20 protein-coding genes are annotated in these 23,566 nt (G+C 71.8%); 8 read left to right on the top strand and 12 right to left on the bottom strand.

Features of this window, described 5'->3' with window-relative positions:
- The first annotated feature begins 35 nt into the window (after positions 1–35).
- Complete coding sequence (locus AB0J24_RS25720; RefSeq protein WP_358685885.1) at positions 36–566, top strand: PadR family transcriptional regulator; 531 nt, start codon at positions 36–38, stop codon at positions 564–566.
- A gap of 58 nt (positions 567–624) precedes the next feature.
- On the opposite strand, the gene AB0J24_RS25715 is transcribed toward AB0J24_RS25720, so the two are convergent.
- From AB0J24_RS25715 to AB0J24_RS25690, 6 genes are all read right to left on the bottom strand, one after another.
- Entirely contained in the window at positions 625–1,818 is a 1,194-nt protein-coding gene (locus tag AB0J24_RS25715; protein WP_358685883.1) for an amidohydrolase family protein, read from the bottom strand.
- Positions 1,819–1,891: 73 nt separating this feature from the next.
- On the bottom strand, positions 1,892–3,580 hold the full coding sequence (gene groL / locus AB0J24_RS25710; RefSeq protein WP_358685880.1) for a chaperonin GroEL: 1,689 nt from the start codon (positions 3,578–3,580) through the stop codon (positions 1,892–1,894).
- 172 nt (positions 3,581–3,752) lie between these two features.
- A complete protein-coding gene (mimD, locus tag AB0J24_RS25705; RefSeq protein WP_358685878.1) occupies positions 3,753–4,115 on the bottom strand; it encodes a propane 2-monooxygenase effector subunit MimD in 363 nt (120 codons plus the stop codon).
- Complete coding sequence (locus tag AB0J24_RS25700) at positions 4,115–5,323, bottom strand: toluene hydroxylase (protein ID WP_358685875.1); 1,209 nt, start codon at positions 5,321–5,323, stop codon at positions 4,115–4,117. The genes mimD and AB0J24_RS25700 overlap by 1 nt, the downstream gene beginning before the upstream one ends.
- The gene (locus tag AB0J24_RS25695; protein ID WP_358685872.1) at positions 5,323–6,375 is read right to left on the bottom strand and encodes a 2Fe-2S iron-sulfur cluster binding domain-containing protein; all 1,053 of its coding nucleotides are present in this window, start codon (positions 6,373–6,375) and stop codon (positions 5,323–5,325) included. The genes AB0J24_RS25700 and AB0J24_RS25695 overlap by 1 nt, the downstream gene beginning before the upstream one ends.
- 213 nt (positions 6,376–6,588) lie before the next feature.
- Entirely contained in the window at positions 6,589–8,226 is a 1,638-nt protein-coding gene (locus tag AB0J24_RS25690) for a methane monooxygenase (protein ID WP_358685964.1), read from the bottom strand.
- A gap of 462 nt (positions 8,227–8,688) precedes the next feature.
- Here AB0J24_RS25690 and AB0J24_RS25685 point away from each other — a divergent pair, with 462 nt between their 5' ends.
- Genes AB0J24_RS25685 through AB0J24_RS25670 form a run of 4 tightly spaced genes read left to right on the top strand, consistent with a single transcriptional unit; the run spans position 8,689 to position 12,286 of the window.
- Positions 8,689–10,578 carry a helix-turn-helix domain-containing protein gene (locus tag AB0J24_RS25685; protein WP_358685870.1) on the top strand — a complete coding sequence of 630 codons (1,890 nt, stop codon included), beginning with the start codon at positions 8,689–8,691 and terminating at the stop codon, positions 10,576–10,578.
- Between the two features lie 10 nt (positions 10,579–10,588).
- Positions 10,589–10,849, top strand: coding sequence for a hypothetical protein (locus AB0J24_RS25680; RefSeq protein WP_358685869.1), 261 nt, complete (start codon positions 10,589–10,591; stop codon positions 10,847–10,849).
- Positions 10,846–11,121, top strand: a complete 276-nt coding sequence (locus AB0J24_RS25675) for a hypothetical protein (RefSeq protein ID WP_358685866.1) — start codon at positions 10,846–10,848, stop codon at positions 11,119–11,121. The genes AB0J24_RS25680 and AB0J24_RS25675 overlap by 4 nt, the downstream gene beginning before the upstream one ends.
- A 49-nt stretch (positions 11,122–11,170) precedes the next feature.
- Complete coding sequence (locus tag AB0J24_RS25670; RefSeq protein ID WP_358685864.1) at positions 11,171–12,286, top strand: gamma-glutamylcyclotransferase family protein; 1,116 nt, start codon at positions 11,171–11,173, stop codon at positions 12,284–12,286.
- A gap of 47 nt (positions 12,287–12,333) precedes the next feature.
- Here AB0J24_RS25670 and AB0J24_RS25665 read toward each other — a convergent pair whose 3' ends face one another.
- Positions 12,334–13,707 (bottom strand): MFS transporter, encoded by a 1,374-nt coding sequence (locus AB0J24_RS25665; protein WP_358685862.1) that lies wholly within the window; start codon positions 13,705–13,707, stop codon positions 12,334–12,336.
- Between the two features lie 175 nt (positions 13,708–13,882).
- Between AB0J24_RS25665 and AB0J24_RS25660 the strand changes: the two genes are divergently transcribed.
- Both AB0J24_RS25660 and AB0J24_RS25655 read left to right on the top strand, forming a co-directional pair.
- Positions 13,883–14,788 carry an ATP-binding cassette domain-containing protein gene (locus tag AB0J24_RS25660; protein ID WP_358685961.1) on the top strand — a complete coding sequence of 302 codons (906 nt, stop codon included), beginning with the start codon at positions 13,883–13,885 and terminating at the stop codon, positions 14,786–14,788.
- On the top strand, positions 14,785–15,975 hold the full coding sequence (locus AB0J24_RS25655) for an ABC transporter permease (RefSeq protein WP_358685859.1): 1,191 nt from the start codon (positions 14,785–14,787) through the stop codon (positions 15,973–15,975). The genes AB0J24_RS25660 and AB0J24_RS25655 overlap by 4 nt, the downstream gene beginning before the upstream one ends.
- On the opposite strand, the gene AB0J24_RS25650 is transcribed toward AB0J24_RS25655, so the two are convergent.
- The 4 genes from AB0J24_RS25650 to pdxH all read right to left on the bottom strand — a co-directional run bounded on the left by AB0J24_RS25650 (position 15,956) and on the right by pdxH (position 21,159).
- Positions 15,956–17,347, bottom strand: coding sequence for a deoxyribodipyrimidine photo-lyase (locus AB0J24_RS25650; protein ID WP_358685857.1), 1,392 nt, complete (start codon positions 17,345–17,347; stop codon positions 15,956–15,958). The genes AB0J24_RS25655 and AB0J24_RS25650 overlap by 20 nt on opposite strands.
- A 303-nt stretch (positions 17,348–17,650) precedes the next feature.
- Positions 17,651–18,961 (bottom strand): citrate synthase, encoded by a 1,311-nt coding sequence (locus AB0J24_RS25645; protein ID WP_358685855.1) that lies wholly within the window; start codon positions 18,959–18,961, stop codon positions 17,651–17,653.
- Positions 18,962–19,050: 89 nt separating this feature from the next.
- Complete coding sequence (locus AB0J24_RS25640; protein WP_358685852.1) at positions 19,051–20,457, bottom strand: MFS transporter; 1,407 nt, start codon at positions 20,455–20,457, stop codon at positions 19,051–19,053.
- A gap of 48 nt (positions 20,458–20,505) precedes the next feature.
- Complete coding sequence (pdxH, locus tag AB0J24_RS25635) at positions 20,506–21,159, bottom strand: pyridoxamine 5'-phosphate oxidase (RefSeq protein WP_358685849.1); 654 nt, start codon at positions 21,157–21,159, stop codon at positions 20,506–20,508.
- Positions 21,160–21,363: 204 nt separating this feature from the next.
- On the opposite strand from pdxH, the gene AB0J24_RS25630 reads away from it, so the two are divergent.
- The gene (locus AB0J24_RS25630) at positions 21,364–22,500 is read left to right on the top strand and encodes a citrate synthase 2 (protein WP_358685847.1); all 1,137 of its coding nucleotides are present in this window, start codon (positions 21,364–21,366) and stop codon (positions 22,498–22,500) included.
- A gap of 10 nt (positions 22,501–22,510) precedes the next feature.
- Here AB0J24_RS25630 and AB0J24_RS25625 read toward each other — a convergent pair.
- A partial coding sequence (locus tag AB0J24_RS25625) for a hypothetical protein (RefSeq protein WP_358685845.1) occupies positions 22,511–23,566 on the bottom strand: 1,056 nt, incomplete at its 5' end.

Genomic DNA, 23,566 nt, shown 5'->3' with positions numbered 1-23,566 from the left:
ACTGACACATCAGGCCGAACGGCTAGGCTGCCCGGGTGTCGCTCCCGCACGCCCTGCTCGGACTGCTCGCCCTGCGTCCCGCCACCGGTTACGAGTTGGCCCGCATGTTCGACGGCGACCTGGGGCGTTACGCCTGGCAGGCCGGGCACACCAGCGTGTATCCCGAGCTCGGGAAGCTCGCCGCGCAGGGACTGGCCGAGGTGACCGAGGAGGGCGCACGCGGGGCGAAGACCTACGCCCTCACCGAGGACGGCCGCGCCGAGCTGCGCCGCTGGATGCTGGAACCGCAGCGGCAGGGCAAGGTCCGCAACGAGGGCGTGCTGCGGTTGTTCCTCATCGCGGCGCTCCCCCGGGAGGACGCGCTGGCCGTGCTCGACCGGACCGCCGAGGAGGCCGAACGGGACCTTGCCGAGCTGCGCCAGGTGCGCGCCGAACACCCCGACGACGCGTCCATGCTCGGCGAGCAGGGCATCGGCCAGCTCGCCGCGGAGTTCGGCGTACGCCAGTACGAGACGGTCCGCGACTGGGCCCGGTGGGCGGCGGAGCGGCTGCGCGCCGAGGGATGAACCACGCCGGGCGACGACTCAGCGGGTCAGCCACTCAGCGGGTCAGCGACTTAGCAGGTCAGCGACTCAGCGGGTCAGCGGCTCGGCGGGCCCGCGGTGACCGGGAGAGCGCGACCGGCCCGGCCGGCCGACGACGACCGGCCTGCGGCACCTGCGGATCGGCCAGCCGGTACAGCCGGGAGGCGGTGCCACCGAGCAGCGCCTCCAGCACGTCGTCGTCCAGCTCGGGATAGCGCCCGCGCAGCGGCTCCGGGTAGCGGAAGGTCATCAGGTCCCGGATCAGCCGGGCGGGTCGCACCAGCGGGTAACCGCTGCCGAACATCAACCGGTCCGGTCCGTAGGCGGCGAGCAGCTCCCCCAGCGCCGCCGCGGCAGGCCCCGGGTTGCGGCGCAACGCGATCAGCAGGTCGGTGAGCAGCACGTAGACGTTCGGCAGCCGGGCCAGGCGGGTCAGCGCAGCGGTCGGCGCACTCGCCGCGCCGAGCACGAACCGGACCCGGGGCAGCGCGGCGGCGAGCTCCCGGACCTCGGCGAGGTCGACGGCACCGGCGGGCAACGGCCCCGCCGTCCGGGCCCGGACCGGCAGCGCGGACCCCGCCCGGACCGGTTCCGCCCAGGACGGCCAGCGCGGGCGCGGCGCCGCCTCCCCCGCCTCGACGACGCCGGCGTGCGCCCACTCCGGTGCGGCCGCCGGCGGTCGCGCGGTCGGTGCCACTCCGATGTGGACGACGCCCGCGCCGGCCTGCTCGGCCCGGATCAGCGTGCGGCGCAGCCAGGACGCGCGCAGCGACACCGCGGTCTCCGGTCGCCGCGACGGCAGCACGGTCAGCGCGCGCAGCCCGCCCCGGGTGACCTGGGCCCCGATCCCGCGGGCCCGGTCCCGGTCGGCCGGGTCGAGCTCCCCGGCGAGCACGAGCCGGCCCGGATGTTCCTGGGCCAGCTCGGCGTGCCAGGCCGGGGCCGCGAACCCGAGCACGAACAGGTCGTCGAAGGTCGCCGGGACGAGGACGGCGCGGTCCACCGCCGAGAGCACGTGCGCGGCCAGTGCTTCCTTGGTGACCAGACCGAACGAGTCCGCGGACAGCGGCCGCGGCGACGGGTCGACCATCCGGTGCCGGTGGTGCAGGTCGGCGACGAACTGCTCACCGGCCGGACCCGCCTGGTTGTGCGGGCGCCCGTCCCAGCCGTGGACCTGGGCGTCCACGACGAACGAGACGCCGGCACCCCCGCAACACCGGTCCACCACGACCACCTCTCCACTCTCACGGACCGGCCCGGCACGCGCTCGGCGTGCCGGGCCGGCAATGCGGTGCGCCCTCGGCAGATCAGCCGACGGAGGGGCCGAGGCCCATCGACTGCGGGGTGCTCGAGTCCGGGCTGGGCTGCGGGATGCCCTCGTCCAGCTCACCGAACTCGGTCATCAGCGCCTTGTTCCAGGGCGTGACCTCCTCGGCCACCAGCGAGTTGGTCGTCAGGATCAGACCGGCCACCGAGGCGCCGTTCTGCAGCGCGGACCGCACCACCCGCAGCGGGTCGATGATCCCCATCTCGACCATGTTCCCGTAGCGGCCCTCGAGGGCGTCGAAACCGGAGTCGGCGTCCAGCGCACTGACCTGCTTGACCACCTCGTCGCCGTCGTAACCGGCGTTGGAGGCGATCAGGTGCACCGGCTCGGTCAGCGAGTGCCGGACGATCTCCACACCGATCCGGTAGTCCCCGGTCACGTCGAGCTCGTCCAGCGCGGGCTCGGCGTGCAGCAGCGCCGCGCCGCCGCCCGCGACGATGCCCTCGGCGACCGCGGCCCGGGTGGCCTGCAGCGAGTCGTCGACCCGGTGCCGGATCTCTCGGGCCTCGGCGTTGGTCGGCGCGCCGACCGAGATGATGGCGGCCTTGCCGGAGAGCCGGGCGATCCGGTCGGAGAAGAAGTCCTCGTCGGTGCCGATGGTCGCCCTGGCGAGCTCGGCGCGCAGCTGCGACAGCCGGTGCTCCAGCTTCTGCCTGTCCCCGTGCCCGCCGATGATCGTGGTGTTCTCGCTGGTCACCCGGATCTGGGTGGCCCGGCCGAGGTGGGCGATGTCGATCTGCTCCAGGGAGAACGACGAGCTCTTCGAGTGCACCTGGCCGCCGCACAGCGCGGCCATGTCCTCCAGCAGGTGGATGCGCTTCTCGCCGAAACCGGGTGCCTTGATCGCGACGGCCTGGAAGTGGCCGTTCACGTGGTTGTGCACCAACATCTGCAGCGCGGTGCCCTCGACCGTCTCGGCGATCACGACGAGCGGGCGGCGCTCGTTGCGCATGATCCGGTCCAGCACCGGCATGATCTCCTGGACGTCCTTGATGCGGCCCGCGGAGAACAGGATGTAGGGGTCGTCGACGACCGCCTCGAGCGTGCCCGGGTTGGTCACCATGTAGGGCGAGACGTAGCCGTTGTCGAACTCGAAGTCCTCGACGAAGTCGACCGAGACGCCGGGGACCGGGTTGTCGTCGACGGTCACCACGCCGTCGTCGCCGACGGTGTGCAGCGCCTTGGCGACGACGCTGCCGATCGACCAGTCGTCGTTGGCCGAGATGGAAGCGACGCGGGCGTAGTCCTCCTCGGTGCTGACCGGGTGCGACACGGTCTGCAGGCGGTCGACGAGCGCGCCGACCGCGATGTCGATGCCGCGCTTCACCAGCACCGGGTTGCCGCCGCGCTCGATGGCGAGCATGCCCTCCCGGACGATCGCCTGGGCCAGCACGGTGGCGGTGGTGGTGCCGTCACCGACGGTGTCGTTGGTCTTGACCGCGGCTTCCTTGACCAGCTGGGCGCCCATGTTCTCGAACGGGTCGCGCAGGTGGATCTCGCGGGCGATCGTCACGCCGTCGTTCGTGACCTCGGGCGAGCCCGTGATCTTCTCCAGGATGACGTTGCGGCCCTTCGGGCCGAGCGTGCTCTTGACGGCTTCGGCCAGCTGGTCGACGCCGGCCTGCAGCAGGTGCCGGCCCTCGGCGCCGAAGCGGAGTTCCTTGGCCATGGTGGGTGTCCTCCCGGAGGAATGGGTTGGTCCAGTGCGCGGGTGCGGATCAACGCAGAGTGCTCGGTGACCGAGCGGCGCCGCACCGCCCGAGCCGGCTCGGGCCTGGCGGGACCGCGCCGGATGCTGTCGTCATCAGCCCCGGGCGGTGCGGCGCGTCAGTGCCCGAGGATCAGTCCACCGGCTTCAGGTCGAAGTCGATGTACTCGGCGGCGTCCTCGGGGTTGGCGAACATGATCGTCTTGTCGTCGAGGTGGACCATCCGCCCGTAGTGGGTGGACATGTTCTCCTCGAACTCGGCGGCGTCGAACCAGCCCTCCTCCTGGCCGGCCTCCTCGTCCATCGCGGCGTAGTCGACCTCGAACATCCCCTCGGCGTCGACCCGGATCATCGAGGGCAGGTGGGTGACCGTGACGTTGTCCTGGCGGTCCAGAACGGTCGCGATGACCGCGCCGATCTGGTTGTTCATCAGGGTGAAGCCGCACATGTTCGATGCGGTGCTGTCCTGCTTGAACGGCGAGTCGGTGCTGGTCATCACTGCTTCAGCTCCTCGGGAACGTCGAGTCCGAGATCGGTGCAGATCCCGGCGAAGCGGCTCTTGGCGCGGTCGAGGGAGTCCTCGAACGTCGGCGGCTTCGAGTCGGACTGGGACCACATCGGCTGCATCGTGCGGGCGGCCTCGAGTGCCTGCGGCACGTAGGTGCGCAGCCAGCCGCCCATGAGCTCGCGGTTGTGCGCGGCGAACTCCCGGTCCTGGGTGAGCGGCGCGAAGCAGGCCACGGTCCAGCGCAGGTCGCGCTGGGCGTAGTCGTACTCACCGGCCCCCATGACCGTCGGGGTGACGAAGTCGCCGTTGGTGGCCGCCGACTGCATCACCAGGTTGGACCGGAACAGCTCGCCGATCAGCGGCTCGAACACCACGTTCGCCGCGAAGACCGCCTCGGCCCAGTCGTCCTGGACCGCGGTGAGCGCCTCGGTCAGCTTGCGGGCGCCCTGCCACTCCGGCGCGTTGTCCCAGGCGTCGAGGTGGGCGCTGCCGTCGAACTCCTCGATCTCCTCCGACAGCGTCAGGTTGTACAGCGCCAGGTCCTGCGCGAAGCGGATCTTGCGGGTCGAGTTCGCGGCGAGCGCCGTGTTGTGCATGTTGGTCGGCGCCGAACGCTCGTTCGCGGCGAACACGTACAGGCCCAGGATGTGCTCGATGTGCATCCAGGCACCGACGTTGCGCTCGACGAAGCGAGTCCAGTTCGAGTTCCACAGCTGGAACGCCTTGGCGTTGCGGGCGTTCTCGATGTTCTGGGTGAGCTGGCGGACGACGTTCGCGTTGTACCGGAAGAGGGACTGCTCCCACTCCTCGTTCGGGTCGCGGAACTCGTGCCAGCCGTGCGCCGGCCAGTTCTTGACGTGCAGGCCACCGGTGCCGGGGCCGCGCTGCGGCTCGGGCTCGTCGACGCCCCAGGCCTTCAGCTTCGTCCAGTGCAGCGGGTAACCCCCCTCACCGTTGGCGAAGCCGTAGATCCAGCCCTGGGCGAGGTAGTGCCGCGGGTCCGGCTGGACCTCGACGGTGGTGTCCTCGTAGAGGGTCTGCTTGCGCTTGGCCGGGCTGTAGTAGTTGTAGCGGCGCGCGTTCGAGCTCGAGTCCGGGAACTCGCGTGCCCCGGCCTCCGCGTCGGTGAAGACGGGCTTGGGAACGCTGCGCTGCGAACCGGACGTGGTGTCCTGCGTGGTGGTGGACGGTGCCATTAGGGTCCGACCTCGCCTTCTTGTTCACCGGTCGTGGTGAACTTGTCGTAGAAGATGTTGTTCTCGCTCACACCCAGCTGGGTCAGCGTCGCGATCGCCGCGTCGACCATCGGTGGCGGACCGCAGACGTAGGCATCGACTCCCTTCAGATCGGTCTCGTGCGCCTTGACCACGTCGGTGATCAGACCCGTCTCGCCGGCCCAGTCGGCGCCGTCCGGTTCGGACAGTGCCGGGACGAACCGGAAGTTCTTGAGCTGCGGTGCGAGCTCCGCGATCTCCTTCTCGAAGCAGAGGTCGTTCACCGTGCGGGCGCCGTAGTAGAAGGTCGCCTGCCGCTCCACCCCGCCCTCGGCCATCGCGCGGAGCAGGCCGAGCACCGGGGCCATCCCGGCCCCGCCGCCGACGAAGAGCAGCCGGGAGGAGCGGTTCTGGCGGAGCGTGAACGTGCCGAACGGGGCCTCGACCGCGAGCCGGTCGCCGGGCTGTGCGCGCTCGTCGAGCCAGGTGCCGAACAGGCCGCCCGGATAGACCTTGATCACGAACTCGAACAGGCCGTCCCGGTTGGGCGTGTTGGCCATGGAGAACGAGCGGCTCTCCTCGGTTCCGGGGCACACCAGGTCCATGTACTGGCCGGGGAAGAACTTGATCTCGTTCGGTTCGACGAGCTTCACCGTGAGGTGCCGCATGTCGTGGGTGACCTTCTCCACCGACACGACCTCGACCGTGCCCGTGGTCAGCGGCAGACCGGACCGGATGATCTCCTCGTCGTAGTTGAGGAGCTCGATCACCAGGTCCTCGTAGGCGTGCGCCCGGCAGAGCAGGGTCGAGCCCTCGTCCTTCTCGTAGTCCGGCAGCGCGAACGTCGAGTAGCTGTCGTACTCGATGTCCTCTCCCTCGAGGACGAACGACTTGCAGGCCGCGCACTGGCCTTCCTTGCAGCCGTGCATGAGCTGCACACCCTGCTCGGCGGCCGCACGGAGGATGTTCTGGTCCTCGTCGACCTCGATCTCGATGCCGACCGGTTCGAACCGCACGACGTGTTTGTCACCCACGGTCTACGGACCACCTCTCTGGCGTGCACATCACCGCACCATTGGGGCGAAAAGCGACAATTCGGACAATTAACAGCATGTGAGCCGCGCCCGTCCCGCGGAGGGAGGGCCCGGGGTGGGCCCGGCCGGGGAAGACGACCCCCCGGCCGGGCCGCGGAGAGAGGGCACCCGCTGTGGATCAGCGGGTTCCCCCTCCCCTCGCCTGACCCGCGCTCAGGCGTCGGTGGGAGCCGGACGTCCGCCCGGCCCCTGACGGTTGTAGTCCGCCACGAACGCCTCGCGCTCGGAGTCGCTCATCTCGTTGAGGATGACGTTGGGACTCTGGAGCACCGGCATGCGCCGCATGTGGTCCAGGGTCCACATCTTCTTCGGGTCGAGATCCAGGTGCGGCTGAGCGGTCAGGGTCTTGCCGTCGTCACGGACGAAGCCCATGTCCTGGACGACGTCCGCCCAGTTCCAGCCGTGGTAGAGCGTCTCCCACTCGCGGTGACCCACGAGCTTGCCCATGTTCGGGGTCTCGCGGCCCTGGTACACGGGACGGAACGCCTCGGCGTCGGTCCAGCGGCAGACCTCGTGGCAGTAGGTCCGCCACTGGCCGTCCACCTTGTCGACCACCATGTCCTCGCGGACCAGGCACGGGACCATGCAGGTCCAGCACCGGTGCGGGTACACGTAGTTGACGTCCTCGGCGACGATCGCGTGGTGACCGTTCGGCTTGGCGAGGCGGTTGTAGTTCTCCCACCACTTGCCGTACCGGTCGTACCAGCCCGGGTACTTGTGCTCGAACCACTCGAAGTCGGTGTCGGTCATGCCGTCGATCCGCCAGTAGTTGGCGCACCAGCCGGTGGCGAAGAACTGCGCGACCTCGTGGACGTAGCCCTTGTTCCAGATCTGGTTCCAGGACTCCTCGACCAGGTCGTGCGGGATGACCAGGCCGTACTTCTCCAGCGGCAGCAGGTACGAGCGGTAGTAGTCGTCGTAGATCCACCGCCGCCACATCTCCGCGTAGGACTCGCGGTCCTTGCGGCGGTCCTTCGTGCCGTACTCGATGAAGGTACCGATCGCGGCGTCGACGACCCGGTGGTTGTTCCACCACGCGTAGCGCAGGTCGCGCTCGAGCAGCTGACGGTTGTCCTCGTCGGACAGCGCCATCAGCAGGGTCGCGTAACCGTTGGAGATGTGCCGCGACTCGTCGGACTGCACCGAGTGGAACACCGTCGGCAGCAGGTAGTCACCGTTCGCCGCCGCCTCGGCCGGCATGGCGACGAACAGCGTGTTCGTGAACGCGGTCTCGGCGACGATCGTCAGGTAGATCGAGGCCGCGGTGATCGCGTCACCGGTGATGAACCCCTCCGCGAACTGGCGGCCGATGGTGCCGCAGTAGTCCGACTGGAAGTTCCGCAGCGAGTTGTTGAAGCCCGCCGGGTCGATGTAGTTGTTCATGTACAGGCGCTTGAGGTTCTGCTGGATCGTCGAGTGCCGAACCTCGTCGATCATCTGGATCGCCTGGCCGTTGTGCAGCTCCGGGTTCGGAACCACGTGGAACAGCATCGGCATCGAGCGCGCCGCCGAGATCTCCGGCAACGGGATGATCGACAGGAAGAGCTTCTGCCACTCCAGCCAGCGCTCCTGCACCTGCCGGAACATGTTGCCGCGGATGGCACCGTCCTGGGCGCCGTAGACGCGGTGGTCCTTCTCCTCCTCCATCGGGAAGTAGGACCGCAGGACCTGCTTGAGCGGGTCCTTCTTGGCGGCCTTCCGGAAGGTGTAGTCGGTCCCGTACTTCATGTACGGCTCGTGGTACTGCGGCTCCCAGGAGAGCTCCTGGATCTTCTGGTGAGCCTTTGCCAAGCTCTGCCGACTCACGTCGTCTCCTCACGGTGGTGGGTGGTGGTCGGATTCGGTCCAACCGGTCGTGCGTCGTTCGCGGCGGCCGCCGGCGGCGTGCGCCCCGCGGGTCCCCGGATCCGTCCGGGGAGAGCGCCTGTCGTGTCGGTCCGCCTCGCCCGACCGCCGGACCACGGGGCGAGCGCGGGTGCCCCGGGTGGAGATCGGTCACGGGCCGGCGGCTACTCGGGGGGCGCGAGTGGATCCCGCGGCCCCGGTGCCGTTCGTCCCGTGCTGCGAATCACACCGGCTCGGCAGGGGGTCTGAGGTCTCAATATGAGACGCTGCAAAACGGTCACGTCTGGTGATCTTGCTCTCACGGCGCGTACCGTCGTCGTCACACCCGCCTCCGGAGCAGGTCACCGCTGCTCAGCCGTCGGTTGCGGGGTGTGAGTCCCGATCACGACGCAGGCGAGGAGGCCACCCGTGACATCCCTGCCCGATGGTGTGCAGGGCGGTACCGGATCGGTGCGGACCGCAGACCCGCGCAGCTCCGGTGGCGGCCAGCCGAGTGCGCTCGTCGCAGCAGAGCGGGTCGCAGCGGCGCGAGAGGCGTTCCTGCATCGCGACACCGTGTCGCCCGAAGCCGTCCGCGCCCCGATCCTGGCCTCCTGGATCCGGTCCCGTGACATGGACGTCCCGGCCGACTCGATCGAGCTCGCCGAGCGCAAGTGCGAGACCGACGGGCCGCTGACCAGAGCGGCGACGCCGATCGTCGCCGACCTCGCCGACCAGTTCGCGACCGAGCCGGTCAGCCTGATCCTCTGCGACCAGGACGGCGTCGTCCTCGACCGCCGGACCGGGGACACCGCACTGCGCCAGCACCTCGACCGCGTGTGGCTGGCGCCCGGCTTCTCCTACGCCGAACGCCACGTCGGCACGAACGGGATCGGCACCGCGCTCGAAGGGCGCCGGCCGACCGAGGTCTTCGGCCACGAGCACTTCGTCGAGCACCTGGAGGACCTGGCCTGCGCCGGGGCCCCGATCCGGCATCCGGTGACCGGGAAGATCCTCGGCGTGGTCGACCTGACGTGCTGGCGCAAGGAGGCGAACGCGCTGATGATGGCGACCGCGGCGACCACCGCCCGCCGGATCGAGGAGGCGCTGCTGGCCGCCTCCGGGCGCCACGAGCTGACCCTGCTGCACGACTATCTCGCCGCGGTGCAGCGGGCCGGGAACACCGCCGTGCTCGCCGTCGGCGACGACCTGGTCATGATGAACGACCGGGCCCGCGAGCTCATCGCGCCGTCGGACCAGGTCCCGCTGCTGGCCGGTGCCACCGACGCGTTGCGCTCGGGGCGCAGCCGCCAGCTCGTCGTCGACCTGCCCAGCGGCGCGACGGCCCGGGTGCAGTGCCGCCCGAGCTGGGTGGAGGGCGGCTCCACGGGCGGGGTCCTCCAGGTGACCCTGACCCACCGCGAGGCGCCGGGTCCCCGCGGCTCGCACCCGACGATCACCACGGCGCTGCCGACCGCGGTCGGTTCCGGCGCACTGTGGACGAAGTGCGCCCAGGCGGTCGATCGGCACCTCCGCAAGAACGAGTGGGTGGTGCTGGAGGGTGAGCCGGGATCGGGGCGGACCACGCTGGCCAGGGCCACCCACCACCTGCACTCCCCCGCAGGCCACGTCCGGGTGCTCGACGCGGCCGACTTCTCACCCCGCTGGCTGGCCGAGGTCACCGACGAGCTCGCCGGTGGCAGCGGGACGCTGGTGCTCCGCGAGGTCGACACGCTGTCCCCGGCCGCGGCGAGCGCGCTGACCGACGCGTTGGAGCCGCAGCGGGAGTCGACCGACCACGAGCGCCCATGGGTGGTCGCGACCCGCGGTCCGGTGCCCGAGGACGGTGCCGACCCTCCGGAGCTGACCGAGCTGCTGGGCGCGTTCCCGCGGACGATCGAGGTGCCGCCGCTGCGTCATCATGTCGAGGACGTCGCCGAGCTCGTGCCCTACCTGCTGGCCCGGCTGACCCGTGGCGCCGACCTGACCTGCTCGCCGGAAGCGCTGCGGGTGCTGATGCGCAACCGCTGGCCGGGCAACGTCGACCAGCTCTACCAGGTGCTGCGCAAGGTCGTCGCCCGCAGGCGGACCGGCGTGATCCGGGTCGAGGACCTCCCGCCGGAGACCCGGGCGCTCACCCGCCGCGTGCTCACGCCGCTGGAGTCGATCGAGTGCGACGCCATCGTCGACGCGCTGCTCGACGCCGACGGCAACAAGGCCGAGGCCGCCCGCCGGCTCGGGATGAGCCGGGCCACGATCTACCGCAAGATCCGTGGCTACGGCATCGCGATGCCCGAGGGAGTGTCGGCGTCCGGGTAGCGTGTGCGATATGTCCGATCCGCTCCCGCGCAACCCGCTCGTGCGGGCGTTGGCGTTCCCGGCGGGCACCCCGCCACCGCTGCTGGTGCTGATCCTGCTGAGCGCCACCATGGTCGGGGTGTTCTTCGTGCCGCTGACGCTCCCGGACGCGACCCCGGGCTGGGTCCGGGCGCTCGTCGGGATGCTGGTGGTGCTCGGGCTGATGGTGGCGACCGCAGCCCTGCTCCGCCACGCGGTGGCCCGCGGACGGGAGCGGGGGCCGCGGCCGTGAGCGGGGCGGGCCCGTCGCGGCCCGGCTCCGCGCTGGGCCGGGCCTTCACCCTGCCCGACGCTGTGCCGGGCTGGCAGCGGGTGCTCGTCGGCCTCGTCTCCGCGGCCCTGGTACTGGTCGCGGTGGTGTGGCTGGCCCCGGCAGGCACACCGGCCTGGCTCTACGCGGTGGTGGGTTGGCTCGGTGTCCTCGCGCTCGGCGCCGTCGCCTCGGCGCTGCTGCGCCGCTTCCACCCGGCGGTGCGCCGCGCGGACGGCGACCACCCCGGCTGACGACCGGTGGGGTGCGGGCGCCGGGAGGGGTGATCTACCGTCGCCCGGCATGCACCCGGACACCCCGCCGCCCTGGCCGGATTCCGCCTTTCCGGCGGACCCCTACCCCGGATCGCGGCCGGGCGTCTCGTTCCTCCACGACGGCGCCCACGACGGGGGATCGACCACTCCCCTCACGGCCGACCCCACCGCGCCGTCCGGATGGCGGGCCGACGGCCGATGCCTCGACGGCCTGCTCGCCCGATCGGGTGCCGTTCCGCTCGCCGGCCGGGTACCGGTGCTGGCCTACGGGTCGAACGCGAACCCGGAGAAGATCAGCTGGATGCGGGAGCACCGGGGGCTCACCGGCCCGGTCGTCGCGCTACAGGTCCGGGTCGAGGGGCTGGCCGCCGTCTGGTCGGCCGGCCGGCGGGTGGTGGACGACCAGCGGCCCGCCACCCTCGCGGCCGTCCCGGGCGCTGTCGAGGAACACGTCGTCTGGCTGGCGGCACCGGACCAGTTCACGGCGCTCGACGCGGTCGAGGGACGTACCGCGGCGCCGCCCCGCTACCGCCTGGCCCGGATCGCCACCGGATCGGTCACGATCCCCGAGACCGGCGCGGTGCTGGACCGCCCGTACGCCTACGTCGCACCCGGCCGCCCCACCGGTGTCGCGCGCACCGACCGGCGCCCGCTGCTGGTGCACGGCGCACCGGTGCGGTGCGCGCAGGTCGGCCAGGCGGACGCGGCGGTACTGACCGGCGCACCGGGTGCGGACGGACTGGACGCCCGCACGGTGACCGGGGCCCCCGATCCGGACGGATGGCCGCCGCGGATCTTCGTCTACGGATCGCTGATGCCCAGGCAGCGCGCCTGGCCGCTGGTGCGCGGGCACGCCGACCCCGGGACGCTGCCGCGGCCGGCGTTCCTGCCCGCCGGGGGCGTCGCCGACACCGGGCGCGGCTATCCCGCCCTGAACCTGGACGGGAACTCGGGCGTCCCGGGTTATGTCGTCGAGCTCGCCGACCCGGTGCTCGCGCTGCCGGCACTGGACGGTTACGAGGGCCCCGAGTACCGACGGATCCGGGTGGTGCTCGACGACGGGGCCGTCTGCTGGGCCTGGCTCTGGACGGCCCCGCGGGACGGGCACGTGCCGCTGCCCGGTGGCTGGGCCGCCCGCCGCTGACCGGGCGCCGGGTCCGGTGGGCACCGGACCGGCACCCGGTGTCCGGGTCAGCCGCGTGCCTTGGCCGCCAGCCGAGCCTCGTGTTCGGCGAGACCGGGGATCTCCCGGCCACCCAGCGACGAGCCCTTCGTCTCGATCACGAAGTAGAGCGCGACCAGCCCGATGGCCGAGGCGCCCATCATGAAGTACGCCGGGACGAGCAGGTCGCCCGTCGACTCCACGAGCGCCTCGCTCGCGACCGGCGCCCATCCCCCGAAGATCGCGGTCGCCACGTTGTAGGAGATCGCCATCCCGGCGAACCGGACATGGGTCGGGAACATCGCCGGGAAGGTCGCCGAGATGGTGCCCAGCTGCAGCGCGTAGACCAGCCCCAGCACGGTGAACCCGACCACCGCCCAGCCGAAGCTGACCCCCATGAGCATGTACATCGGGATCGCCAGGACGAACACCCCGGTCATCGAGATGAGCCAGCAGGGTTTGCGCCCGATCCGGTCGGACAGTGACCCGGCCATCGGGATGAAGACCATCATGAGGGCCCCGCCGAGCACACCGACCAGGGTAGCGTCGTCGGCGTTCATCCCGATGGTGCCCTGTAGATAGGTCGGCATGTAGGTGAGCAACACGTAGTTCGTGACGTTCAGCGCGATGACCAGGCCGAACAGGGTGATGATCGGCTTGTTGTAGTCGACCAGCAGGCGCTTGAGCGCGCCCGTGGCCGCCGCCTCCGTCTGCCCGCTCTCCTCCAGCTCGCGGAACACCGGGGTGTCCTCGAGCTTGCTCCGGATGTACAGACCGATCAACGCCAGCGGCAGCGCCAGCAGGAACGGGATCCGCCAGCCCCAGCTGTTCATCGCGTCGTCACCGATCGCGGCGGTGAGACCGAAGACGACGAGCGCGGCCAGCGTGAGGCCGGCCATCGTGCCGAACTCGAGGAAGCTGCCCCAGAAGCCGCGCTTGCGGTCCGGGGAGTACTCCGCCATGAAGGTCGCGGCGCCGCCGTACTCACCGCCGGTGGAGAAGCCCTGCACCACCCGCAGCAGGATCAGCAGGATCGGCGCGAGCACGCCGATGGTCTCGAAGGTCGGCAGGATGCCGATCAGGAAGGTCGCGACACCCATCAGGATGATGGTCATCGCAAGGACCTTCTGCCGGCCGATCCGGTCGCCCAGCGGCCCCCACACGATCCCGCCGAGCGGGCGCAGCACGAATGAGACGGCCAGCCCGAGCAGGGCGAAGAGCCGCTCGTAGTCTCCCGGGAAGAAGTTCGCACCGATGATCACCGCGACGTATCCGTAGACGCCGTAGTCGTACCACTCGGTGGCGTTTCCGATCGCCGACGCGGCGACCGCTCTGCGCAGGACCGACGGCTCGGCCTGGCCGTCTATGTCCGTTTTGCCGGGGTCGGCCGGAACCGAGGACATTCGATGCACCCCCATTTCGAAATGTGTACCGCAACGCCGAAACACATTTCGTTACATAATCGACATATTCTCGGGCTTTGTGCCGCGGGGAGCTTACAGAGCGAAATCGAAAACTGCCACCCCACGCAACGAACACCATCTGCCCGTGGGCGCGAACCCGTGTAGCGTCGCCGCCGTGCTGGCGATCGACGGGCTCGCCAAGCGGTTCGGCACCGCGACGGCCCTGCAGGACGTGACGTTCGTGGTACGCCCCGGTGAGCTCTTCGGTTTCGTCGGCGGCAACGGGGCGGGCAAGACGACCACCATGCGCATCGTGCTCGGCGTGCTCGAACCGGACGCCGGGTCGGTCTCGTGGCAGGGATCGCCGGTCGATGCCGCGATGCGTCGCCGGATCGGGTATCTGCCCGAGGAGCGCGGCCTCTACCCGAAGATGCGGGTCACCGAACAGCTCGTGTACCTGGGCCGGCTGCACGGGGTGCGGCGCGCCGCGGCGATCGCCGCCGCCGATCGCTGGACCGACCGGCTCGGACTCGCGGCGCGCCGCGGTGACGAGGTCCAGAAGCTGTCGCTGGGCAACCAGCAGCGGGTGCAGCTGTGCGCCGCGCTGGTGCACGACCCGGACCTGTTGGTGCTCGACGAGCCGTTCTCCGGGCTGGACCCGACGGCCGTCGACACCATGAGCGACGTGCTGCGCGAACAGGCCGCGACCGGGACCCCGGTGATCTTCTCCTCGCACCAGCTGGAGCTGGTGGAGCGGCTCTGCGACCGGGTGGGGATCATCTCTGCGGGCCGGATGGTCGCCGTCGGCTCGGTCGAGGAACTGCGCTCGGCCGGCGGCGACCGCTACGACGTCGTCGGGCCTCCCCCCGGGTGGGCCGACCGGCTGCCGGGTGTGACGGTGCTGGACACGACCGGCGACCGGACCCGCGTCGAGCTGGCAACCGGAGCCGACGACCAGGATCTGCTCGCCGCGGCGCTGGCGGCCGGGCCGGTACGCGCGTTCGGGCCGTACCGGCCGCCGCTGACCGAGCTGTACCGCGACGCCGTCGCCGACCGGGTCCCCGGCGGAGCGACCGAATGATCGGACCGGCTGCCACGATCGCCCTGGTCGCCCGCCGGGAGATCACCACCCAGGTCCGCTCCCGGACCTTCCTCGTCGGGCTGGCGCTGATGCTCGTCGTGTTCGGCGGTTACGGTGCGGTGTTCGCGTTCGTCGGCGCCCAGACCTCGGAGTCGTCGCTGGTCCTGCAGGGCCCGGCCGGTGAGCTGCGGCAGGACCTGCAGGCCGCCGGTGACCGGCAGGGGTTCGTGCTGCGGCTCACCGAGGCGGGCGACCGGGCCACCGGGGAGTCGATGGTCCGCTCCGGCGAGGCCGACGCGATGCTCACCGGCGCGCCGGGCAGCTACCAGCTCGTCGGCCGCGACGACGTCGGCGGCGCCCTGCGCGCGCTGGTCACCGAGGTCGTCGAGCAGCGGGCGGTCAGCGATGCGCTGACCGCGGCCGGTGCCGACCCGGCGCAGATCACCGAACGGTCGGCGGTCGGCGTGCGCACCCTCGAACCCCAGGACGCCGAACGCGGCCAGCGGGTCGTCATCGCGCTGGCAGTGACGTTGCTGCTGTTCTTCTCGGTCACCGCCTACGGCGCTGCGGTGTCCCAGGGTGTGGTCGAGGAGAAGTCCAGCCGGGTCGTCGAGCTGCTGCTGGCCACCGTCGCGCCCGGCCACCTGCTCGCCGGGAAGGTACTCGGGCTGGGCCTGGTCGGGCTGTTGCAGCTGGTCGTCCTCGGCGGGATCGGGACGGCCGTCGCGCTCGCCACCGGCGTGCTCGCGGTGCCCGCGCTGCTGCTCGGGATGCTGCCCACGGTGATCGCGTGGTACCTGGTCGGCTTCTTCCTCTTCGCGACGCTCTACGCGGCGGCCGGGGCGCTGGTGTCCCGGCAGGAGGAACTGCAGTCGGTGACGGCACCGATCGCGGTGCCGCTGCTGCTGCCGTTCCTGCTCGCGGTCGCGATACTGCCGACCGACCCGCGGAACCCGGTGGCCACGGTGTTGTCGTTCGTTCCGTTCTTCTCCCAGACCCTGATGCCGGCCCGGACCGCGCTGGGCGTGACCGCGTGGTGGGAGCCGCTGGTCGCGCTGCTGATCGCGTTGGCGGCGCTGGCCGGGATGGTCGCCCTCGCCGCGCGGGTCTACCGGAACTCGATCCTGCGGACCGGTGCCCGCGTCTCCTGGCGGGAGGCGCTGCGGGTCACCCCCGGGCGTTCTTGACGAGCTCGTAGCGGTCCAGCGCGTCCCTCCGCTCGGCGCGGTGGTCGAGCATCGGCTCCGGGTAACCGTCCGGGATCCCGCCGGGCAGTCTCCACGGCTGGTGCACCGCCTTGCCCTCGACGCCGGCCAGCTCCGGCACCCAGCGCCGGACGTAGTCGCCGTCGGGATCGAACCGCTCCCCCTGGGTGATCGGGTTGAAGATCCGGAAGTACGGCGAGGCGTCCGTCCCGGAGCCGGCCGTCCACTGCCAACCGTGCTGGTTGGACGCCAGGTCACCGTCCACCAGCAGCGTCATGAAGTGCCGCGCACCCCACCACCACGGCAGGTGCAGGTCCTTCACCAGGAACGACGCGACCACCATCCGCAGCCGGTTGTGCATCCACGCCGTCGCGCGCAGCTGACGCATCCCGGCGTCGACGATCGGGAAGCCGGTCCGCCCCTCCCGCCAGCGGTCGAAGTCGGCGCGGGCGTCCTTCCCGGTGCGCAGCGGCAGCCGGTCGAACGCCCGGTCGTAGTTCCCCCTGGCCGAGTCCGGGCGCCGGTACAGCACGTCGGCGTAGAACTCGCGCCAGGCGATCTCGGAGCGGAAGGCCGACACCGAGTCCCCGCGCCGCCGGTCCAGATCGGCGAGCAGTGTGCGCGGGTGCACGCAGCCGTACTTGAGGTAGGGCGACATACCGGAGGTGCCTGCCTTCGAGGGAATGTCGCGGTCGGTGCCGTAGTGCGCGACACCGTCGTCGAGGAACTCCGCCCAGCGCGCGAGCGCCGCTCGCTCGCCCGGTTCCGGCAGGTCGGCGTCGCACGGCTCGTCGTCCGGGATCCGTACCGCGCGCGGGCCCCCGCCGGAGTCCGAGGGGTCGATCCAGCTGCAGCTGGACGCGTCGGTCCGGGCGGGGGCGCGCCGGCCGTGGTCGGCCCAGGCCCGGCTGAACGGGGTGAACACCTTGAACGGTCCGCCGGTGCTCTTCTCCACCCGGCCGGGTGCGACCGCGTACGGCGAACCGGTGCGGACCAGCTCGGCGCCGTCGTCGGCGAGCGCCTTCTCCACCCGCTCGTCGCGCTCCCGGCCGTAGGGCCCGAAGTCGGCCGCGACGTGCACCGTGGTCGCCCCGACCGCGGCCGCCACCCCCGGGACCGCGCCGGCCGGATCCCCCCTGACGACCAGCAGCCGCCCGCCGAGCGACTCGTCGAGCGCGCGCAGGCAGCCGTACAGGAAGTTCGTCCGCGCCGCACCGGAGGGCCCCAGCAGCGCCGGGTCCAGCACGAACAGCGCGAGCGCGCGGTCGGCCGCGTCCGCGGCGGCGAGGAAGGTGGGCTGGTCGGCGACCCGCAGGTCGCGCCGGAACCAGACGACAGCGGTGCTCGGCGCCATGCTGGCCGACGCTAGCGCCGCAGCGGCCACCCCGCGCGCCGACGCACATCCGCCCGCCGGCACCCCGGTGCGCGCCGAGATGCAGATGGGCGGGAGTTCTCGATCACTCGGGCCCGCTGAGCTGCATCTCGGCGGGCGGGCGGGCGCGGCGGCCGGTGCAGCACGGGCCGGGCCGGGCCGGGCCGGGGCAGCGCGGGCCGGGGCAGCGCGGGCCGGGGCGGGCGCGGTGGGTGTGGGACGGCGGGACGGCACACGAACGGCCCCGCCGGTCGGCGGGGCCGTTCGGGTTCGGGCGCTACCCGGTCAGCGCTGACCCACCGGGACGTAGGGCCGCTCCGCCGAGCCGGTGTACAGCTGGCGCGGACGGCCGATCTTGTTCTGCGGGTCGGACATCATCTCGCGCCAGTGCGCGATCCAGCCCGGGAGCCGGCCGAGCGCGAACAGCACGGTGAACATCCTGGTCGGGAAGCCCATCGCCCGGTAGATCACACCGGTGTAGAAGTCGACGTTCGGGTACAGCTTGCGCTCGACGAAGTAGTCGTCGGCGAGCGCCTTCTCCTCGAGCCGCATGGCGATGTCGAGCAGCGGGTCGTTGACGCCGAGCTTCTTCAGGATCGTCTCGGCCTGCTCCTTGACGATCTTCGCGCGCGGGTCGTAGTTCTTGTAGACCCGGTGCCCGAAGCCCATCAGCTTCGCGCCCTGCTCCTTGTTCTTCACCCGGCTCACGAAGTCGTCGACGTCACCGCCCTCGACGTCCTTGATCCGGGTCAGCATCTCCAGCACGGCCTGGTTCGCCCCACCGTGCAGCGGGCCGAACAGCGCGTTCACCCCGGCCGAGATGGAGGCGAACAGGTTCGCCTGGCTGGAGCCGACGAGCCGTACCGTCGACGTCGAGCAGTTCTGCTCGTGGTCGGCGTGCAGGATGAGCAGGGTGTCCAGCGCCCGGGCCATGTCCGGGTCGACCTCGTAGGGCTCGGCCGGGAAGCCGAAGGTCATCCGGAGGAAGTTCTCCACCAGCCCCAGCGAGTTGTCCGGGTAGAGGAACGGCTGGCCCACCGACTTCTTGTAGGCGTAGGCGGCGATCGTGAAGACCTTCGCCATCAGCCGGACGGTGGAGAGCTCGACGGCCGCCTCGTCGTGCGGGTCGAGGCTGTCCTGGTAGAAGGTCGACAGCGCGCTCACCGCCGACGACAGAACCGGCATCGGGTGCGCGTCCCGCGGGAAGCCCTCGAAGAAGCGCTTCAGGTCCTCGTGCAGCAGCGTGTGCCGGCTGATCCGGTTGGTGAACGCGGCGAGCTTGTCCTGCGAGGGCAGCTCGCCGTAGATGAGCAGGTAGCTGACCTCGAGGAACGTCGAGTTCGTCGCCAGCTGGTCGATCGGGTATCCGCGGTAACGGAGGATCCCCGCGTCACCGTCGATGTAGGTGATCGCGGACGCGCAGGCGGCGGTGCTGGTGAAGCCCGGATCGAAGGTGACCAGGCCCGTCTTGCCGAGAAGCTTGCTGACGTCGACGGCCTGCGACCCCTCCGTCGGGGTGTGCACCGCCATCTCGAACTCCCCGCCGGAATGGGACAGGACGGCGGAGTCGGCGCGGGCGGCGGTCTCGTCGGACATGTGGAGGTTCCCTCTCACAGCTGGGTCATGTGGGTTCAGCCGCACACGCTAGCCCGCTGCGGCCGATCCGCAGAACGCGGCGACGAGGGTCACCCCGATTCGCGCCCGGCGACGGGCGCGCGGTACCGCCAGAACTCCGGGAACCGGGCGACGACGACCAGCGTGCCGACGACGACGGCGAGCCCGCCGAGGATCGCGCTGACGCCGGGGCCGATCGCGGTGGCGGCGGCGCCGTGCCACATGTCGGCCAGCCGGGGCCCGCCCGCGACGACCACGATGAACACGCCCTGCATGCGCCCGCGCATCTCGTCGGTGGCGACGGTCTGCAGCATCGAGGACCGGTACACCGAGCTGACCAGGTCGCCGGCCCCGGCGACGGCGAGGGCCAGCACGGCCAGGAACAGCGACCCGGTCAGGCCGAACAGGACGATCCCGCCACCCCACACGCAGATGGCGACGACGACGGCGACCCCCTGGCGTTCCACCCGCTGCAGCCAGCCGGACAGGATCCCGCCGGCGACCATCCCGAGCGGGATCGCGGCGAACAGCATGCCCAGCGCGAACCCGCCGCCCGGCGGGTCGCCGAAGGTCCGCTCGGCCATCTCCGGGAAGAGCACGCGCGGCATCCCGAAGCCCATCGCGATGACGTCGACCAGGAACGACACCAGCAGGATCCGGTGCATGCCGACGTAGCGGAAGCCGTCGACGACGGCCCGGAACCCGACCCTGGGCCTGCGGCCGCCCTCCGCCTGCGCCGAGCTGGGCAACGGCGGCAGCCGCCAGGTCGCCCACAGCGTCGCGAGCAGCGCGATCGCGTCCAGCAGGTACAGCATCGGCAGGCCGATGACCGGGATCAGGACGCCCGCGAGCAGCGGACCGACCACGGCCCCGATCTGCACGACGGTCATGTTCAGCGCGTTCGCGGCGGGCAGCTGCTCGGCGGGCAGCAACCGGGGGATGACGGCGCTGCGGGTCGGCTGGTTCATCGCGAGCATCGCCGACTGGACGGCGAACAGCACCAGCACGGTCCAGACGTTCCCGACCCCGCTCGCCGACACCACCCACAGGGCCAGCGAGGTCAGCGCGATCCCGGACCCGGTGAACAGCAGCATCACCCGGCGGTCGACGGCGTCCGCGATCGCGCCGCCCCACAACCCGAACACGACCAGCGGGACCAGGCCGAACAGCCCGGTCAGTCCGACGTAGGCCGACGACCCGGTCATCTGGTAGATCTGCGTCGGGACGGCCACCACGGCGAGCTGGGCGCCGACCACGGTGACGATCCCGGCCGTCCACAACCGCCGGTAGGCCGGTGTGCGCAGCGGCGTGGTGTCGGCGAACGCGGACCGCAGCGCGCCGGTGATCCGGGCTCCCGCCCGGACCCGCCGGGTCGGGGCGACGGCGTTCTCGTCGACGATCGGCCGGGTGGGTGATTCCCGGTCCCCGCCCGGCACCGGCAGCGTCGGCCCGTCGCCGGGATCGTTGCGTTCGCTCACGAGACCACGTCTACACCGGGGCTCCCGGGCTCCGCCTCGGGGTTCCCCTTACGGGGCGAGCCGGCGCACCGTCCAGCGGTCGTCGCGGCCCACGTCGAACCGGAGCCGGTCGTGCATCCGGTCGCCGCGGCCCTGCCAGAACTCGACCTGCCACGGCAGGATCCGCCAGCCACCCCAGTGCGGCGGGCGCGGGATCGCCTCGACGCCGTCGAACCGGGCGGTGACGCCGGCCAGCGCCTGGTCGAGCACGGTGCGCCCGGCCACCACGCTCGACTGGGCGGACGCCCACGCCCCGAGCTGCGAGCCGCGCGGGCGGGTCGCCCAGTAGGCGTCGGACTGGGCCTCCGAGCAGCGTTCGACCCGGCCGGCGAGCTGCACCTGGCGGTGCAGCCCGTACCAGGGGAACGTGACCGAGGCGACCCGGGTGCGGTCCAGGTCGTGGCTCTTCGCGGACGTGTAGTTCGTGTAGAAGACGATGCCGCCCGAGTCGAGGCCCTTGCACAGCACCGTGCGCGACGACGGCGTGCCCTCCGGGTCCGCCGTGGCCAGGACCATCGCGTTCGGCTCGGCCAGGTTCGCCTCGCGGGCCTCCTCCAGCCAGATCGCGAGCTGTTCGTGCCAGGTGGGGGCGAGGTCGGAGACGTCGAACGGCCGCCCGTCGTAGTCGATCCGCATCCGCTCGAGCTCAGGAGCGTCGGTCATGGGTCCCCTTCCCCTCGCGCACCCCCGGCCGGGTGGCGCAGGCCCCGACCGTAGGCGGGACCCGGTCGCCGGTGCACCCGCCGAACGGCGTTTTCCCGGACACGCCGCTCGGGTGACCGAGCACACGGCACCGCACGTTGCCGAGGTCCGCATCCCCGGAGCAGGGTGACCGGCGAGGCCCGAGCCGAAGGAGACCCGGTGACCGTGACCGAACCGTCCCACGCCGTACCCCCGCCACCTCCCGGATTCCGGTCCGGTCTCGAGGGCCACGTCGCGTTCCGCACCGAGATCGCCGAACCGGACAAGGACGGCGGCTCGCTGCGCTACCGCGGTGTCGACCTGGAGGACCTGGCAGGCGTCGTCACCTTCGGCGACGTGTGGGCCCTGCTGGTCGACGGCCGGTTCGGCCAGGGCCTGCCGCCCGCCGAGCCGTTCCCGATCCCGGTGCACACCGGTGACGTCCGGGTGGACGTGCAGGCGGCACTGGCCATGCTCGCGCCCTACTGGGGCTACCGCCCGTTGCTCGACATCGACGACGCCGAGGCCCGCGACAACCTGGCCCGCGCCTCGGTGATGGCGCTGTCCTACGTAGCCCAGTCGGCCCGCGGCATCGGCGTCCCGGCCGTCCCGCAGGCCCGGATCGACGAGTGCTCGACGATCACCGAACGGTTCATGACCCGGTGGCGCGGCGAGCCGGACCCGCGGCACGTCGCCGCCGTCGACGCCTACTGGGTGTCCGCCGCCGAGCACGGCATGAACGCCTCGACCTTCACCGCCCGGGTGATCGCCTCCACCGGCGCCGACGCCGCGGCGGCGCTGTCCGGCGCGATCGGTGCCATGTCCGGTCCGCTGCACGGCGGGGCCCCGGCCCGGGTGCTCCCGATGATCGACGAGGTCGAGCGGACCGGTGACGCCGAGGCGCTGGTGACGGGGCTGCTGGACCGCAAGGAGAAGCTGATGGGCTTCGGCCACCGGGTGTACCGGGCCGAGGACCCGCGGGCGAGGGTGCTGCGCCGCACCTGCCGGGAGCTGAACGCACCCCGGTTCGAGGTGGCCGCCGAGCTGGAGCGGACCGCGCTGCGGGTGCTGCGTGAGCGGCGCCCGGACCGGCCGATCGAGACGAACGTCGAGTTCTGGGCCGCCGTCATCCTGGACTTCGCCGAGGTGCCGCCGCACATGATGCCCGCGATGTTCACCTCGGCCCGGACGGCGGGCTGGTCGGCGCACGTGCTGGAGCAGAAGCGCGAGGGCAAGCTGGTCCGGCCCTCCGCGCAGTACATCGGTCCCGGCGCCCGGCGCCCGAGCGAGGTCGAGGGCTGGGACTCCGTGGTCGTCGGCTGATCGGCGCCGCTCAACCCGCGGCGGCGTCGCGCGCCAGGTCCAGGTCGTAACGCTCCCGGCGGATCCGCTGGTCCAGGTACAGCAGGCCGACGACGCCGGGCGCGACGGCGAGGGCCGCGGCCGCCACCAGTGTGCTCGCGATCCCGGTGGTCGCGAGCACCGCGACCATCCCGGCGCCGGCGGCTGCCAGGCCGACGCCCAGGAACACCATCGGCAGCATCACGGCCAGCCCGACGACCGTGATCAGCAGGGCGGCGAGGAGCTGCACCCCGAAGAACCGCCACCACGAGCCGCGGACGAGCTCGGCCGAGCGCCACAGGGCGTCCCGCACGCCGAGCCCCTCGACGACGATCACCGCGGTCGCCGGGTAGAGCAGCACCCCGATCCAGGTGAGAACGGCGTAGGGGAGCAGCACGGCCAGCACCGCGATCACGACCGCCACCGCGCCCCCGCCCGCCAGCGGCACGGCGACACCGACCAACAGCAGGATCGGTACGAGACCGAGCAGGTTCAGGCCGAGCAACAGGGCGTACAGACCTGCCAACCGCGGCCGGGTCGTCGCCCACGCCCGCGCGAAGGAGAGGGTGTGGCCGAGTACCGCGGGTCGTAGCGCCGACAGCACCATGCCCACCACCGGCGGAAGGAGCGCGACACTCAGCAGGGCCAGCGGGATCGAGGAGACCAGCGAATCGACGAAGGTCTCGGTCAGGCCCTGACCGGGTTCCGGCGCGGTGGCACCGGAGAGCTGCAGGCCGTACTGCCCGGCGCCGATGACCAGGGCGACGACGAGGGCGGGGCCCAGCACCACCAGGGGGTACCGCCGGGCGAGCCGGACGGCGCCGCCGATGATCTCGACGGCGTCCAGCGGGCGCAGCGGGACGATGCCCGGCCGGTCGTCGGACATGCGCGCTCCTGTACGTCGTCGCGGGCCGCCGGGGCCCCGGCGGGGGGGGCCCGCGCGCGCGCCGCCCACCCCCCTGCCCAGCAGCCGGCGCGGCGCGGGCAGCACCGCGGTGGCCACGGTGAGCAGGCCGACGATCCGGGCCGCCCACACCACGGCGCGGAC

The organism is Pseudonocardia sp. NPDC049635, from assembly GCF_040659795.1.
GTDB lineage: Bacteria > Actinomycetota > Actinomycetes > Mycobacteriales > Pseudonocardiaceae > Pseudonocardia.
Note: the sequence above shows the minus strand (reverse complement) of the source record. Positions and strands in the feature narration are given on the sequence as shown.